We start from the raw sequence: 15,696 nt of genomic DNA, 5'->3' as shown, positions 1-15,696 counted from the left end.
TTCCGGACGGAGAGGGGGAACGCTGTCCTGCTCGCGTTCCCCCTCTTCCGTTGTGCTGCCTCTGCGTTCCCGTCCACCTGTGGACACGTGGACGGGTGGACGCGTTTACTTGCGCCAGAACTTGCTGTTGGCTTTGGTGATGACGCTCACGCCGGTGTCGATGACGGGCGGCAGCGGGCTGATGCTGGCGGTGCGCCAGTTGGAGACGCTGGCGATGCGGTTCTTGGCGACCGAGTCGAGCATCTTCAGGCCCCAGTACCCCATCTGCCAGGTGCCCTGCGCGACGGTCGCGTCGATGACGCCCTTGTCGATGTTGTCGAGGGTGCCTTCGTCGTAGTCGAAGGACACGATCTTGATCTTGCCGTTCATGCGGGCTTCCTTGACGGCCTGCGCGACGCCCACGCCTCCGGCGGCGTCGGTGGCGAAGATGCCCTTGATGTTCGGGTGGGCCTGCAGGACGCTGGCCATCTCGCGGGCGGCGACGGACGAGTCGGTCTTGTCGTCGGTGGTGGCGACGATCTTCAGGTTCGGGCAGTTCGCCTTGAGGTAGTTGGTGAAGCCGGTGCGGCGCTCGACGTGGTTCTGCTGGGCGGGCACGCTGCTGATGGCGACCTCGCCGCTGCTGACCTTGCTGCACAGGTACCTGGCGGCTTCGGCGCCCGCGCGTTCGTTGCCGGTTCCGAGGAACGCGTAGCGGTTGCTTTTGGGGCTGTCGGCGTCGAAGGTCACGACGGGAATGCCGGCCTTGATGGCCTTGTCGATGGTGGGGCGGAGCGCGTCGGCGTTCATGACGGTCAGGAGGATACCTGCGGGTTTGCGGGCGATGACCTGTTCGAGGGTGGCGATGTTGTCGTTCAGTTCGTAGTTGACGCTGCCGGTGTAGGTGGTGCTGACGCCGAGTTCCTTCCCGGCGGCCTGCATGCCGCGGTACGCGTCCTTCCAGTAGTCGATGCCGCTCAGGAAGGTGACCATGACGTAGCCGCTGCCTTTCTGCGCGGCGGCGGGGCCGGAGAGCAGGCCGAGGGTGACGGTGGAGAGGAGGGCGGCGGTGGCGATGCGGTGCTTCATGGTGTGCTCCTTGTGGTCGGGCGGGAGGCCCGGTGGGTGGGCGGTTTCGGTGGCGGGGTGGGGGGAGGTCAGGGGGTGGGGCGCGTGGCGCGCATGGCGCGGCGGCGGCGGACGTTCTGACTGAGGATGTCGCTGGCGACGGCGATGAGCAGGATCGAGCCGCTCACCATCTGCTGCCAGTACACGGGCACCTGGTACAGCACCATGGCGTTGTTGACCATCGCGACGAGCAGCACGCCGAGGAACGCGCCGAGCACGCGGCCCTGCCCGCCGGACAGGCTCGCGCCGCCGATCACGCCGCCCGCGATGGCGATCAGTTCGATGCCGAGGCCCTCGCTGGGCGCGGCGACGGAGAAGCGGCTGGCGCCCAGCACGCCCGCCAGGGCGGCGAGCGTGGAGCAGATGACGTACACGCGCAGCTTGACGCGGTCGGCGGGAATGCCGGACAGGCGGGCGGCGGCCTCGTTGCCGCCCACGTAGTACACCTGGCGTGCCCAGGCGAGGCGGCGCATCAGGAAGTCCGCGACGAGCACCACGACGCCCAGCACCCACACGGGGAGCGGCAGGCCGAGAAAGTCGTTCTGGCCGAGCGCGCCGAAGCTGTCGGGCAGACCGCCGATGGGTGAGCCCTGCGTGATGACGTACGCCGCGCCGCGCGCGATGCCCATGGTGCCGAGCGTCGTGATGAGCGGGTTGATGCCGACGCGCGTGATGAGCAGGCCGTTGACGAGGCCGGTCAGGCTGCCGCACAGCACGGCGAGCAGGAACGCGACGGGGACGGGCACGCCCGCCTTGACGGCCACGGCGGCGATCACTCCGCCGAGCGCGAGGACGGACCCGACCGAGAGGTCCACGCCTCCGGCGGCGAGCGTGACGAGCATGCCGGTGGCGACGATGCCGCTGCTGGCGAGGCCGAGCGCGACCGCGATGAGGTTGCCGGTGCTGGCGAAGCTGCTGCTGGTGACGGACAGCAGCAGGGCCAGCACCACGATGAACACCAGCAGCGCGAACTCGCGGACGCGGGTGAGTTGCGTGAACAGGTTCGCGCGGGGCGGGGCGGCGGGAAGCGAGGGGCTGGTGTTCATGCGGTTCTCCTGGGGGCCGGGTCGGGGTGGGGGGGTGCGGTGGGCCCGCTCGCGGCGCGCAGCAGGTCCTCGGGGGTGGCGTGCGCGGGGTCGAATTCGGCGGTGATGGTGCCCTCGTGCATCACGAGGACGCGGTCACTGACGCCCATCACTTCCGGCAGTTCGGAGCTGATGACGATGACGGCCATGCCGCCGTCCGCGAAGCGGCGCAGCAGGCGGTGGATTTCGGCCTTGGCGCTCACGTCGATGCCGCGCGTGGGTTCGTCCACGATCAGCAGGCGCGGTTCGATGGCGAGCCATTTGGCGATCAGGACCTTCTGCTGGTTCCCGCCGGAGAGGGTGCCGACCTGCTGGTCGGGGCCGCCGGTCTTGACGCGCAGCTGCGTGATGTAGGTTTCGGCGAGGCGGCGTTCGGCGGGCGCGTCGAACCACGGGCCCCGGCGCACGAGGTGGGGGGCGGCGGCGGCGGTGTTCCGGGCCACGTCGAAGTCGAGGAACACGCCGAGGCTCTTGCGGTCCTCGGTGACGTAGCCGATGCGGGCCGCGACGGCGTCCCGGGTGCTGCGGACGCGGAGCGCTTCCCCGCCGAGTTCGATGCTGCCGCTGGTGGCGGGTTCCGCGCCGAAGATCATGCGGGCCAGTTCGGTGCGGCCCGCGCCGACCAGGCCGTACAGGCCGAGGATCTCGCCTCGCCGCAGCTCGAAGCTGCATGGTCCGGCGGTGGCGTTGGCGAGACCCTGGACGCGCACCATGAGCTCGTCCGTGGGGGTGCCGCGCGGCGGGTAGGCGTTCTGCACGTCGCGGCCCGCCATGAGCCGCACGAGCATGTCCTCGGTCACGTCGCGCGTCTGGTGGTGCCCGACGTGGCGGCCGTCGCGCAGGACGGTGACCTCGTCGCACAGCGCGAAGATCTCGCTCATCTTGTGGCTGACGTACAGGACGGCGGTGCCCTGCTGCTGCAGGTCGCGCACGATGCGGAAGAGCGTCTCGACCTCGCGTTCGGTGAGGGACGAGGTGGGTTCGTCGAGGATCAGGACGTCGGCGCGGTGCGCGAGTGCGCGGCCGATCTCGACGAGCTGCTGCTGCGCGAGGCTCAGGTCGCCGACCGGGGTGTCCGGGGAGAGGTTCAGGTCGAGCTGCCGAAGGATGCGGCGGGTGTCGTCGTGCAGGCGGCGGCGGTCCACGAGGCCGAGGCGGGCGGGGAGTGCGCCCGCGTAGATGTTCTCGGCGACGCTGAGCATCGGGACGAGGCTGAGTTCCTGGTGGATGGTGCGGACGCCGCCGCGCTGGGCATGGGCGGCGCTGTGGTAGGCGGTGGGGGTGCCGTCCCGCAGGATGGTGCCGGAGGTGGGGGGGTAGGTGCCACTGAGGATCTTGATGATGGTGCTCTTGCCTGCGCCGTTCTCGCCCATCAGGCCGTGGACACGCCCGGCGTGCAGGTCGAGGTGGACGTTGTCGAGCGCGATCACGCCGGGGAAGCGCTGGTGGATGTCGCGCAGGGCGAGTCGTGCGGTGGGCGTGGGGCCGGCCGGTGACGTGGGGTGACCCGTCATGGATGTCTTCCTCCAGGGATCTGCTTTTGTGAACGATCACAGATTAGACGATGCCTTCCAGTGACGTCAAGCGCTCCCGCCCGGACCTCCGTCCCGATCCCTCTCCGGGCAGCATGCTGGCCGTGCGCCGGACAGGCGCGGCGTCCGGCGGGTGGGCGTGGAGGCGAGGCCGCCCGGGGTGATCGGCCGACAGGGCGCCCACGTGCCGCACAGCCGGTCCAGGAGACTTGACCGTGAACGATCACAATGTATGCTGTACCTGTCAGCCCATCCCGTCTCGCCCGTCCAGGAGCGAGCCACCCGCGCATGGTCCGCGCGCCAGACCCGCCCCGCACCCGCCGGGGTCACGGGTCGTCACGCCCGGTCCTCACCCGTACAGGAGCCCCATGACGACACCAGAAGCGCTCACCGCCCGCGTCTCCCTGCACACCCGGCGAACCGTCGGCGCGATCTCGCCCCTCATCTTCGGCGGCTTCGCCGAACACATGGGACGCTGCATCTACGAGGGCATCTACGACCCGGCCTCTCCCCTCGCCGACGAACGCGGTCTGCGCAGCGACGTGATGGCCGCCCTGCGCGAGACCAACTACCGCATCATGCGCTACCCGGGCGGGAACTTCGTTTCCGGCTACCGCTGGCAGGACGGCATCGGCCCGAAAGCCGAGCGGCCCCGCCGCCGCGCCCTCGCGTGGCGCTCCACCGAAACGAACCAGTTCGGACCGCACGAGTTCATGGACTTCGCCCGCGAACTCGGCACGGAACCGATGTGGGCCGTGAACCTCGGCACCGGCAGCATCCAGGACGCCGCCGACCTCGTGGAGTACATGAACCTCCCCACCGGCACGCACTACAGCGACCTGCGCGCCGCGAACGGCCAGCGGGAAGGGTACGGCGTGAAGTACTGGTGCCTGGGCAACGAGATGGACGGCCCCTGGCAGATCGGGCACCTGGACGCCGCCGCGTACGCCGACAAGGCCGTCGAGGCCGCCAAGCTGATGCGCTGGACGGACCCCGGCATCAAGACCATCGCGTGCGGCTCGTCGAACACCGCGATGGACACCTTCCCCAGCTGGGACCGGACCGTGCTGGAGCGCGCCTGGGAGCACATCGACTACTTCTCGATGCACTACTACGCGGGAAATCCGAACATGGGCGAGCCGAAGGAACAGGTGGACACCGACTCTTACCTGGCGAGCAGCGTGCACTTCGACGAGCACGTGGACACGGTCGCGGCCGCCATCCGGCTCGCGAAGGCGCAGCGGCGCTCCCGCAAGGACGTGTACCTGTGCTGGGACGAGTGGAACGTCTGGTACCGCGCGACGGGCGGGGACGGCGAGTGGGCCGAAGCGCCGCACATCCTGGAAGAGGTGTACAACCTGGAGGACGCGCTGGTGGTCGCGCAGTGGCTGGGGACGTTCCTGCGCAAGGCGGACGTCGTCAAGATCGCGTGCATCGCGCAGATCGTGAACGTGATCGCGCCGATCATGACGCGCCGGGACGGGATGTTCCGGCAGACGATCTTCTACCCGCTGACGCTGTTCAGCCGGCACGCGGCGGGCGACTCGCTGGACGTGCTGGTGGACGCGCCGACGCACGAGACGAGGAAGTTCGGGGAGGTGCCGCTGCTGGACGTGACGGCCAGTTTCGACGCGCCGAGCGGGGACGGCGCCGTGTTCCTCGTGAACCGTTCGCAGGGGCAGGCGATGCAGGTGACGCTGAACTGGGAGGACGTGTCGCCGGGGTCGCTGACGGGCGCGTGGCAGATGAGCGGCAGAGATCCGCGCGCCGCGAACAGTTTCGAGGTGCCGGACGCGGTCACGAGTCGCCCGATCGCGCTGCCGGTGCTGGACGGCGGGAAGGTGACGTTGCTGCTGCCGCCGCTGTCGTTCACGGTGCTGACGAGTCGGCATGCGCCCGCCTGAAGCGGCGGTCGGTTCGGGCGTGGCCCGGGATGATCTTGACATCGCCTGAACACCGACTTACGCTGTGATCGTTCACAACACAATTTCACCGAGGGTCGTCACTCCGTACCAGGGACGCCGGGCCCACACCCTGCCCCTGCCCCGCCGAGGAGGCAATACCATGCGCACACGTACACTGCTCGCCCTGAGTCTCGCCCTCAGCACCAGCGCCCACGCGGCCACCACCGTCGTCTTCTGGGACTTCTTCGGCGGCGGCGACGGCATCCGCATGAAACAGATCGTGGACGACTTCAACGCCTCCCAGAAGGACATCGTCGTGCAGCGCACCACCCAGACCTGGGGGAACCCCTTCTACACCAAGGTCCACACCGCCGTCGTGTCCGGACAGACGCCCGACGTCATGACGTACCACCTGTCCGCCGTCCCCGCCGGACTCCAGAAGAAAGACCTGCGGCCCTTCACGCAGGCCGACCTCAGCCTCGCGGGCCTCAAGACGAGCGACTTCCAGCAGAACCTCGTCGGCACCCTCAACACCGATGCGAAAGCCAGCGGCAACGCCGGCAACCTCTACGCCCTCCCGCTCGACACGCACACCTTCGTCATCTACTACAACAAGGACCTCCTCAAGAAGGCGGGCCTGATCGGCGCGGACGGCAAGATGGCCGCCATGAAGAGCGTCGCCGACCTCACCGCGGCGCTCAACACCATCAAGACCAGAACCGGCGTCACGCCCGTCGCGCTCAGCACCAACCAGGACCCCGCCAGCGTGTGGCGCCTGTGGTACAGCCTGTTCCTGCAGCAGGGCGGCACCATGGTCAAGGACGGCAAACTGTACACCGGCGACCTCGACACCAAGGGCAAGGCGGCCCTGCAGGTCATGGCCGACTGGAGCAAGGCGGGCCTCACCACCAAGAACGTCACGTACCCCGCGGGCGTCGCCCTCTTCACCGCCGGTCGCGCCGCCATGATGATGAACGGCAACTGGGAAGTCCCGACCATGGTGGACGCCAAAGCCAAAGGGCAGATCAAGTTCGACTACGGCGTGATGAGCTTCCCGTCCCTGTACGGCGGCAACACCGCCACCTGGGCCGACTCGCACGAGCTCGCCATTCCCGCGAACAGCAAGACGCCCATGAGCGCCGAGAAGCTCAAGGCCGTCATGACCTTCATCGGGTACGTGAACAAGCAGGGCGGCATGACCTGGGCGGGCGGCGGGCACATCCCCGCGTACCTGCCCACGCAGGGCAGCGCCGCCTTCAAGGCCCTGCAGCCGAACGCCATGTACAGCGCCACCTCCGCCACCGACGCGCGCCTGGAACCCACCGTGCCGATCTTCGGGGTGGGCGGCCCGGTGTACGACTCGGTCGGCGTGAACTTCGTACCGGTGCTGCTCGGCCAGGCCACGCCTGAACAGGGCATCGCGAAATTCAAGGCGGCCCTGCAGGGCTTCACGAAGTAACCCGGACGCGCGCACGGCGGACAGGCACGCCGCCCCGTCCGCCTGCACGCGCCCGGCCCCCAGGAGGCCCGCGATGCTCGACACCCTACCGCCCGCCGCCCGAACGCCCGAACGCCGCCTGCTGGACCGCAGGCGCGCGGGCACGGCGGCGCTGCTCGTCCTGCCGTTCCTGATCCTGTACCTGCTGTTCCTGATCTACCCGACGCTGCGCGTGGTGCAGCTCAGCTTCACGAACGCCGACCTGACCGGCGCAGGCGCCTGGGTGGGCCTGCAGAACTACACGCGGCTGCTTCGCGACCCGACCTTCTGGACGGCCCTGCTGAACACGGTGCTGTTCATCCTGCTGACCGCCGTCCCGAACACGGTGGTGGGCCTGGTGCTGGCGCTGCTGGTCGTGCGCCTGAACCGCCTGAAGAACGTGGTGCTGGCGCTGTTCTTCCTGCCGTTCGTGCTGCCGGTCAGCGTCGTCACGAACGTCTGGAACTGGGTGCTGGACGCGAACTTCGGACTGGTCAACACCCTGACGGGCAGCACCGTCGCGTGGTTCCAGGACCCCGTGTGGGCGCTGCCCGCCGTGGCGCTCGTGACGATCTGGTGGACGGTGGGCTTCAACGTGCTGCTGTTCATCGCGGGCCTGCAGGGCATTCCCGCCGAGATCTACGAGGCGGCGTCGCTGGACGGCGCGGCCGGACAGCGGCTCTTCTGGTCGATCACGTGGCCGAACCTGTGGCCCGTCACGAGCCTGATCCTGCTGCTGCAGCTCATCGCGCAGTTCAAGATCTTCGATCAGATCTACCTGCTGACGCAGGGCGGCCCCTTCGACAAGACGCTGGTGCTGCTGCTGTACTCGTACCGTGAGGGTTTCCAGCAGCAGCACGGCGGGTACTCGTCCACCATCGGCGTGGTCCTGATGCTGGTGATCGCGCTCGTCACGGCCGTGCAGGCGCGCCTGACGCGCCGGGGGAGCGTATGACGACCACCACCCGCCCGGGCGGCACGGCGACCGGCACGCGCCCCGCCCCGACGCTCGCGACGCGGCTGCGGCGCGCGCCCGGCGTGGCCGTCACGGTGCTGACCGTGCTGCTCGCCCTGCTGTGGGTGTTCCCGCTGTACTGGGCGGCCATCACGTCCTTCAAGCCGGAGCAGGAGACGATCGCGAACCCGCCCACCCTGTGGCCGCAGACCTTCGACGTGAGCGCGTACACGTACATCTTCCAGAACAGCCCCATCGTCCGCTGGTACCTGAACAGCGTCTTCACGTCCGGCGCGATCACGGTGCTGGTGCTGCTGCTGTCGGTGCTGTGCGCGTTCGCGCTGTCGCAGCTGCAGTTCCGGGGGCGGACGTGGCTGTACTGGCTGGTGATGGCGGGCTTCATGCTGCCGTTCCAGGCGAGCATCATTCCGCTGTTCATCCTGGTGAACCGCCTGGGCCTCGTGAACGACAACCTGGGCCTGATCCTGCCTCAGCTGGCCGCGCCGATCGCGGTCGTGATCTACAAGCAGTTCTTCGATCAGATTCCGCGTGACCTGGGGGACGCGGCCCGCATCGACGGTGCGGGGGAGCTGCGGGTGCTGTTCAGCATCTTCCTGCCGCTCAACTGGAGCATCACGGTGTCGCTCGCCATCGTGACGTTCATCGCCGCGTGGAACAACTTCCTGTGGCCGTTCATCGTGATGAACGACACCAGCAAGCTCACGATTCCCGTGGGAATCACGCAGGTGCAGTCCGCGTACGGGGTGGCGTACGCGAAGACGATGGCGTCCGCCATGGCGGCGGCCGTGCCGATGGTGATCGCGTACCTGCTGTTCCAGCGGCGCGTGACGGAGGGGGTGATGGCGACGTCCGGCCTGAAGTGAGAAGGACTCCGGGGGGGGGGTCGTTCACGTCGGGCGGGGCAGTGCAGGTGCACTGTCCCGCCCGGCTCCGTGTGCTGTGCGGCGTACGGTCAGCCGGGCGGCGTTTCGCGCCGCAGCGCAGCGATGAAGGCCTGCACGACCTGCGGGTCGAGCTGCGTGCCGCTCACGCGCAGGAGTTCCTGCACGGCCTCGGCGGGCGGACGGCCGGGCCGGTACGACCGGTCGCTGGTCATGGCGTCGTAGGCGTCGACCACGGCGAGCAGTCGGCCCTCGATGGGGATGGCGTCGCCCTTCAGGCCGTGCGGGTAGCCGCTGCCGTCCCAGCGTTCGTGGTGGTACAGCACGTAGTTGCGTGCGCCCTGCAGGGCCGGAAAACTCTCGATCATCAGCCAGCCGACGGACGGGTGGCGGCGGATGTCCTCGTACTCCTGTTCGCTCAGGCGGGCGGGTTTGCGCAGGATGCTGTCCGAGACGGAGATCTTGCCGATGTCGTGCAGGACGCTGCCGAGCCGCACGTCTTCGAGGCGCCCGTCGTCGAAGTCGAGGAGGCGGGCGGTGGCGAGCGCGAGGTGCTGGACGCGGCTCGTGTGGTCGCGGGTGTAGGGGTCGTGCGCGCCGAGCGCGATGATGAAGGCGTTCACGACGGCCAGGGTGGCCGCTTCGAGTTCGCTGCGCTGCTGCTCGGACCGGCGGTAGAGGGTGCCGATCTCCAGCGCGTACTGCCGGAGCTGCGCGTCGAGGACGGAGGTGTGGTCCTCGGTCCGGAACGGGCCGGCGTGGCTGTCCCCGGGCAGGATGACCTTCACGCGGCCTCGCTCCGGGTGTGGGGTCCTCGACGGCGCGTCGCGGTCATGCCCGCATTGTCCTCCTCGGGCGCTCATCTGAACAGGCCCGGCTCTCACGTTACGCGGACTTCCCCCATGCGGGGGCGGGTGGACTTCCGCCCAGAATTCGGCAAAAATGAAACATATGCAAGAAGTGAACGTCCCAGCAGAGTCAGCGGCAGGCGGGCCGGTGGAAACCTTCCTGACCACCCGCGAGGCCGCCGACCGCCTCGGGGTGTCGCTGCGCACCGTGCAGCAGTGGGTGGAGCAGGGCGCGCTGCAGGCCTACAAGACGCACGGCGGGCACCGCCGCATCCTGCGCTCCTCGCTCGACCGCATGCTGGCCGAACGCGAGAGCGCCCTGCGCGGCCACACCCTCAAGGTGCTGGTGGTGGAGGACGACGCCGCCCTGCTGCGGCTTTACACCCTGACGCTCGGCGGCTGGGACCTGCCGCTCGACCTGCGCGCCACCGACAACGGTATTCAGGCCCTGGTGGAGGTGGGCGCGTGGCAGCCGGACGTGCTGATCCTCGACCTGCACCTGCCGGGCCTGGACGGCTTCGAACTGGTGCGCCGACTGAACGCGCTCGTCCCGCACCCGGCACTGATCGTGGTGACGGGTCTCGACCCGCACGAGATCGGTGCGCGCGGCGGCCTGCCGCCGGAACTGCCGGTCCTGCCGAAACCCGTGCCGTTCGCCGTGCTGAAACGCCACCTCGAAACGCTCCTGCAACCCGCCCGTCCCGCCCTGGAGAGGTCACCCGCATGAACAGAGTCGCGCTTGTCAGCCTGTGCCTCCTGACCCTCGTCTCCTGCTCCCGCCCCGGCCCGGCCTACCAGAAGGTCACGGCGCTCGACGTCTCGGCGGACGCGCCCACCGGCACGGTCCTGACCGTCACCGACGCGTCGGGCCACTCCACCAGCTTCACGCGGGGCGACCTCGCGGCCCTGGGGCTCGTGACGTACACCACCCCGGACCCCAGCCTCAAGAACCGCCCCGTCCGGTACGTCGGGCCGCTCCTGAGCGACCTGCTGCGCAGGACGGGCATCCCGCAGGACGCCACGCTGCACCTCGTGGCGCACGACCGCTACACCACCAACCTCGACCTGAAACCTCTCAAGGACGTGCCGCTCGTCCTGGCGCTCGAAGCGGACGGCAAGGCCCTGAAGCTCAGCGATCAGGGTCCGGTGTACCTCGTGTTCCCGTACCAGGCCTACAAGCTGAACACCGCGAAGTACGATTCGGCATGGGTCTGGCAGCTCGAACGCATTGAGGCGAGGTGAAGCACGCGGCCCGCCACGTCCGCCGGGGGCCGGCGTGAAGGGCCTGCGCGGCAGACTGCTGCTCGTCACGATCGTGCTGGTGTTCGCGGCGTTCGTGACGGCGTCCACGCGCCTCACGCGGGCGACGGAACTGTCGAGCATCAGCCTGACCGGGTGGGCCTTCTCGGAGTTCGTGCGGCAGGCGGCCCTCACGGACGTCCTCGCCGCCGACGGACGGAACGGGCAGGACCTGTCGGACAGCATCGCGATCCTGCAGAGCAAGGCGCGCGTCGTGTCGAACGACTACTTCGTGGACCGCCTCGACGCGGACAGCGCGGCGGCCCTGCAGCGCGCCCTGAAGGCCACGAATGCCCTGACGGTCCAGCAGGCGACGTCCAGCCGGGGCAGCACGACGCTCGACGCGATCCTGAACGACGCGCAGGTCGCGTACGCGGGCGCGGTGGACGCGCTCAGCGCGCAGCGGGTGCTGCTGCTGCGCGACCTGCGGCTCGTGGAGGTCACGCTCGGCGTGCTGGCGCTGCTGCTGCTCCTGGCGACCAGCATGGTGTTCCGGCAGTTCCGGTCCGACGCGCGCCGCGCCGTGCAGCTGCAGGAGGACCGCGCGCGCGAAGCCGAGTCGAGCGCGTCCCGGCTGCATGACCTGTACGAGGCGACCGCCTCGGCCGAGCCGGACTTCGCGCGGCGGCTCGAACGGGTTCTGCAGATCGGCAAGTCCGCCTTCGGCGCGACGACCGGCATGTACGCCCGCAGCGAGGACGGCGCGCTCGTGGCGGTGTCCGTGACGGGCGACGAGGGCCCCGTCCCGGACCTGCTCGGCTGGGCCGCCGCGCACGCGCAGGACGGGACCGCCACGCGCCGCGAACGGTACCTCGCGGTGCCGGTCATGTCGGACGGCGTGCCGTGCGGCGCGCTCGCGTACGCGCGCCCGGCCGGGCACGGCACCTTCCAGCCGGGCGACGAGGCCTTCCTGGGCCTGATGGCGCAGTGGGTGGGGCAGCACCTGGAGCAGCAGCGGGCCGAGTGGCTGCTGCGGGAGAGCGAGGCGCGCAGCCAGTCCATCATCCGCAGCAGCCTGGACGCCATCATCACCTGCGACGACGCGGGACGCATCACGGAATTCAACCCGGCCGCCGAGGCGATCTTCCGCGTGAGCCGCGAGGTGGCGGTCGGGCGCACCATCGGTGACCTGATCGTGCCGCCTCACCTGAAGGACGCACACGAGCACGGCATGACTCGCCTGCGCGCCACCGGGATGGGCCGCATCCTGGGGCAGCGGCTGGAGATCGCCGCGCAGCGCCTGGACGGCACGATGTTCCCGGTGGAACTGTCGATCGTGGAACTCCCCACGTCGCCCGCCATGTTCGCGGGCTTCGTGCGCGACATCACGGACCGCACGGCCGCCGAGCGCCGCCTGCAGGAGCGCACGCAGCAGCTCGACTCGGTGTTCCGCGTCAGTCCGGACGGCTTCGTGATGTTCGGCAGCGACCACCTCGCCGTGGACGTGAACCCCGCCTTCCTCGACATGACGGGCCTCGCGCGCGACTGGCTGATCGGCGCGACCGAAGCGCAGGTCACGGAGGCCCTGCAGCGCCTCTCTGCGACAGGACAGCCGTTCCCGCGCAGTTTCACGCACGGCACCTTCGACACGCTGCACCTCTCGCGGCCCACCCCGCGCGTCCTGAAACGCAGCGTGCGCCTGCTGCACGAGGGCGACGGGCAGGACAGCGGGTACGTGATGTACTTCCGCGACGTGACGCACGAAACGGAAGTCAGCGACATGAAGACCGAGTTCCTGTCGACCGCCGCGCACGAACTGCGCACCCCCATGGCCAGCATCTACGGCTTCGCGGAACTGCTGCACACCCGGCAGCTGGACCCCGAGATGAGCGCCGAGATGATCGAGATCATCTACCGGCAGGCGGACCGGCTCGTGAACCTCCTGAACGAACTGCTGGACCTCGCGCGCATCGAGGCGCGTGCCGGGAAGGACTTCCGGATGCTGGAGCAGCCGATCACGCCGCTGGTGCAGCGCACGGTGGAGGCCTTCACCCCGCCCAGCGAGGCCGGACGCGTGCACCTGCAGCTGCCGCAGGACCTGCCGCACGTCGCCATGGACGGCGAGAAGATGCAGCAGGCCCTCGGGAACCTCATCTCGAACGCCTTCAAGTACTCCCCGGACGGCGGTCCCGTCACGGTCAGCGCGCACAATGACGGGAGGCACGTGGTGATCAGCGTGCAGGACCGGGGCATCGGCATGAAGAGCGAACAGGTGGCGCGCGCCTTCGAACGCTTCTACCGCGCCGACGCGTCCGGTAACATCCCCGGCACGGGCCTCGGCCTGACCCTAGTGAAGGAGATCATCGAACGGCACGGCGGTCAGGTGCAGCTCGACAGCCTGCACGGCATCGGCACGCGCGCCACCATCACGCTCCCCACCCACACGACCGCGCCACAAGGAACCCCATGACCAAACGCATCCTGATCGTTGACGACCACGCTGACCTCCGCAAACTCATCCGCCTCACCCTCATGACGACCCCCTACGTGCTGCACGAGGCCGCGAACGGCCGCGACGCCCTGCAGCGCGCCGCCGAGATCAACCCCGACCTCGTGATCCTCGACGTGATGATGCCCGGCGACCTGAACGGCTACCAGGTGTGCCAGCACATCAAGGACGACCCGACCCTCGCGCACACCACCGTCATGCTGATCACGGCACGCGGCCAGCAGGCGGACCTGGAGGAGGGCGCCCGCGTGCGCGCCGACGCGTACCTCGTCAAACCCTTCAGCCCCATCCAGCTGCTCGACCTCGTCACGCAGACGCTCGGCGAGGGCCGCACACCATGACGGCCCCCGCCCGGCTGGGCCCGGTCCTGGTGGTGGACGACGAGGTGCACCTGAACCTGCTCGTGAGCAGCATCCTGAAACTGCACGGCTGCGAGGTCATCACCGCGCAGAACGGCCAGCAGGGCCTGGACGCCGTGCGCGAACGCCGAGACGTGAAGGTCATCGTGACGGACCTGAACATGCCGGTCCTCGACGGGTTCGGGATGCTGAACGCCGTCCGCGCGCTCGGCGTGAACGCGCCCGTGATCGTCCTCACCGCGCGCGGCGACCACCGCGACCAGGAACAGGCCAGCACGCTCGGCGCGCACGCCTTCCTCACCAAGCCCTTCTCGCGTCAGCAGCTGTGGGAGCTGGTCGAGCCGCTCCTGCAGCCCTGATGCGTTCCCCCACCGGCCGCAGCCACGTCATGGCCCGCCCGGAACCCGCACGGGTCGAGCGGCCCGGGACGCCGCGCACCCGCACGCCCGCCCGTCATGCACAAACCTTCACGCACGTCCGCCACCGGCCGGGAGCGGTGCTAAGCTGGCCGCACGTGAAGCACCGAGGACGCAGCAACGACGGCGAACAGCCCAGGCAGGAAGCGTGCGGGGACGCGGGCGGCGCATGGTGAAGCCCGCCGCGCAGAGCGTCACCATCCACGACGTCGCGAAACGCTCCGGCGTGTCGTACCAGACGGTGTCGCGCGTCATCAACAACCACGTCAGCGTCGCCGCCACCACCCGAGAACGCGTCCTGAAGGCCATCGAGGACCTCAACTACCGTCCGAGCATCCTCGCGAAGAGCCTCGTCACGAAACGCTCCCAGCTGATCGGCGTGGTCGCCTACGGCACCGAACAGTACGGCCCCGCGCAGGTCGTGCAGAACGTGGAGCGCAGCGCCCGCACGCACGGCTACGAGATCCTCCTCTCGACCCTCAGTCAGTTCAGGGAACGCGAGATCCAGGCGGCCGTGGAACGCCTCCAGCAGTTCGGCGTGGACGGCCTCGTGCTGCTCACCCCGTACGACGCGCACGACATCGTGAAACGCATCGGCACGCGGCTCCCCTTCATCCTGATCGACGCGACCACCGACGTGGACGGTCCCACCGTCAGCATCGACCAGATGGAGGGCGGCGTCCTCGCCACCGACCACCTGATCCAGCTGGGCCACACCGGCATCCTGCACGTCAGCGGCCCCGACGAGTGGAGCGACGCCGACCTGCGCTACCAGGGCTACCTGCACAGCATGGCCCGCGCGGGCCTCACGCCCCTCCCCCGCTACGCCGGCGACTGGAGTCCCGCCAGCGGTTACGCCGCGACCCGGCAGGCCCTGACGGACGGGCAGCCGTTCACGGCCGTCCTCGCCGCGAACGACCAGATGGCGCTCGGCGCGATGCGCGCCGTCCGGGAGGCGGGGAAACGCATCCCGCAGGACGTGTCCGTGCTCGGCTTCGACGACATCCCGGAAGCGGCGTACTTCGACCCGCCCCTCACGACCGTCGTGCAGGACTTCGGGCTGCTGGGCCGCAAGAGCCTGGAGGAACTGCTGCGCCTCGTGAAGGAACCGCAGGAACGCGTGCGGCACGTGGTGTTCCAGCCGCAGCTCGTGGTGCGCGGCACCACCGCCCGCCGCTCCTGAGAAGGAACCCGGCAGGAAAGAATGAAAAGACCCCCACCTTCGCGGGGGTCAGGGCGGTGCGGATCGGCGGCTCTCGTTCGGGGTGTACGGCACGGGTCGGTGCGGTCTGGAGAGCGAACGATGCGTCAGTGTCTGCACCCGCACTCCTGCCTGACATCACACGGCCGGTGTGGAGTGCGC

15 protein-coding genes are annotated in these 15,696 nt (G+C 69.4%); 11 read left to right on the top strand and 4 right to left on the bottom strand.

Annotated elements, in window-relative coordinates:
- Positions 1-105 precede the first annotated feature (105 nt).
- The 3 genes from IEY33_RS06470 to IEY33_RS06460 form a co-directional block, all read right to left on the bottom strand.
- Entirely contained in the window at positions 106-1,068 is a 963-nt protein-coding gene (locus IEY33_RS06470) for a substrate-binding domain-containing protein (protein WP_188961458.1), read from the bottom strand.
- A 68-nt stretch (positions 1,069-1,136) separates the two neighbouring features.
- On the bottom strand, positions 1,137-2,153 hold the full coding sequence (locus IEY33_RS06465; protein WP_188961457.1) for an ABC transporter permease: 1,017 nt from the start codon (positions 2,151-2,153) through the stop codon (positions 1,137-1,139).
- The gene (locus IEY33_RS06460) at positions 2,150-3,706 is read right to left on the bottom strand and encodes a sugar ABC transporter ATP-binding protein (protein WP_188961456.1); all 1,557 of its coding nucleotides are present in this window, start codon (positions 3,704-3,706) and stop codon (positions 2,150-2,152) included. Before IEY33_RS06460 ends, IEY33_RS06465 begins: the two co-directional genes overlap by 4 nt.
- Positions 3,707-4,092: 386 nt before the next feature.
- On the opposite strand from IEY33_RS06460, the gene IEY33_RS06455 reads away from it, so the two are divergent.
- The 4 genes from IEY33_RS06455 to IEY33_RS06440 all read left to right on the top strand — a co-directional run bounded on the left by IEY33_RS06455 (position 4,093) and on the right by IEY33_RS06440 (position 8,944).
- A complete protein-coding gene (locus IEY33_RS06455) occupies positions 4,093-5,628 on the top strand; it encodes an alpha-N-arabinofuranosidase (RefSeq protein WP_229670832.1) in 1,536 nt (511 codons plus the stop codon).
- A gap of 160 nt (positions 5,629-5,788) precedes the next feature.
- A complete protein-coding gene (locus tag IEY33_RS06450) occupies positions 5,789-7,087 on the top strand; it encodes an extracellular solute-binding protein (RefSeq protein ID WP_188961455.1) in 1,299 nt (432 codons plus the stop codon).
- Between the two features lie 73 nt (positions 7,088-7,160).
- Positions 7,161-8,060 (top strand): carbohydrate ABC transporter permease, encoded by a 900-nt coding sequence (locus IEY33_RS06445; protein ID WP_188961454.1) that lies wholly within the window; start codon positions 7,161-7,163, stop codon positions 8,058-8,060.
- Positions 8,057-8,944, top strand: a complete 888-nt coding sequence (locus tag IEY33_RS06440; RefSeq protein WP_188961453.1) for a carbohydrate ABC transporter permease — start codon at positions 8,057-8,059, stop codon at positions 8,942-8,944. Before IEY33_RS06445 ends, IEY33_RS06440 begins: the two co-directional genes overlap by 4 nt.
- An 89-nt stretch (positions 8,945-9,033) precedes the next feature.
- Here the strand turns inward: IEY33_RS06440 and IEY33_RS06435 are convergent, their stop codons facing one another.
- Positions 9,034-9,750 (bottom strand): HD-GYP domain-containing protein, encoded by a 717-nt coding sequence (locus IEY33_RS06435; RefSeq protein ID WP_188961452.1) that lies wholly within the window; start codon positions 9,748-9,750, stop codon positions 9,034-9,036.
- 208 nt (positions 9,751-9,958) lie between these two features.
- Here IEY33_RS06435 and IEY33_RS06430 point away from each other — a divergent pair, with 208 nt between their 5' ends.
- From IEY33_RS06430 to IEY33_RS06400, 7 genes are read left to right on the top strand one after another with little or no spacing between them, the layout of a single operon-like run.
- Positions 9,959-10,537, top strand: coding sequence for a helix-turn-helix domain-containing protein (locus tag IEY33_RS06430; RefSeq protein ID WP_229670831.1), 579 nt, complete (start codon positions 9,959-9,961; stop codon positions 10,535-10,537).
- Positions 10,534-11,052, top strand: coding sequence for a putative pterin-binding protein (locus IEY33_RS06425; protein WP_188961451.1), 519 nt, complete (start codon positions 10,534-10,536; stop codon positions 11,050-11,052). Before IEY33_RS06430 ends, IEY33_RS06425 begins: the two co-directional genes overlap by 4 nt.
- A gap of 34 nt (positions 11,053-11,086) precedes the next feature.
- Complete coding sequence (locus IEY33_RS06420) at positions 11,087-13,519, top strand: PAS domain-containing sensor histidine kinase (RefSeq protein WP_188961450.1); 2,433 nt, start codon at positions 11,087-11,089, stop codon at positions 13,517-13,519.
- Entirely contained in the window at positions 13,516-13,899 is a 384-nt protein-coding gene (locus IEY33_RS06415) for a response regulator (protein ID WP_188961449.1), read from the top strand. The genes IEY33_RS06420 and IEY33_RS06415 overlap by 4 nt, the downstream gene beginning before the upstream one ends.
- Complete coding sequence (locus IEY33_RS06410; RefSeq protein WP_188961448.1) at positions 13,896-14,276, top strand: response regulator transcription factor; 381 nt, start codon at positions 13,896-13,898, stop codon at positions 14,274-14,276. The genes IEY33_RS06415 and IEY33_RS06410 overlap by 4 nt, the downstream gene beginning before the upstream one ends.
- Entirely contained in the window at positions 14,276-14,509 is a 234-nt protein-coding gene (locus IEY33_RS06405; protein ID WP_188961447.1) for a hypothetical protein, read from the top strand. Before IEY33_RS06410 ends, IEY33_RS06405 begins: the two co-directional genes overlap by 1 nt.
- Complete coding sequence (locus IEY33_RS06400; RefSeq protein WP_188961446.1) at positions 14,503-15,516, top strand: LacI family DNA-binding transcriptional regulator; 1,014 nt, start codon at positions 14,503-14,505, stop codon at positions 15,514-15,516. The genes IEY33_RS06405 and IEY33_RS06400 overlap by 7 nt, the downstream gene beginning before the upstream one ends.
- Positions 15,517-15,696 lie beyond the last annotated feature (180 nt).

Source organism: Deinococcus aquiradiocola (assembly GCF_014646915.1).
Lineage (GTDB): Bacteria > Deinococcota > Deinococci > Deinococcales > Deinococcaceae > Deinococcus > Deinococcus aquiradiocola.
This window is presented reverse-complemented; position numbering and strand designations above follow the sequence as displayed.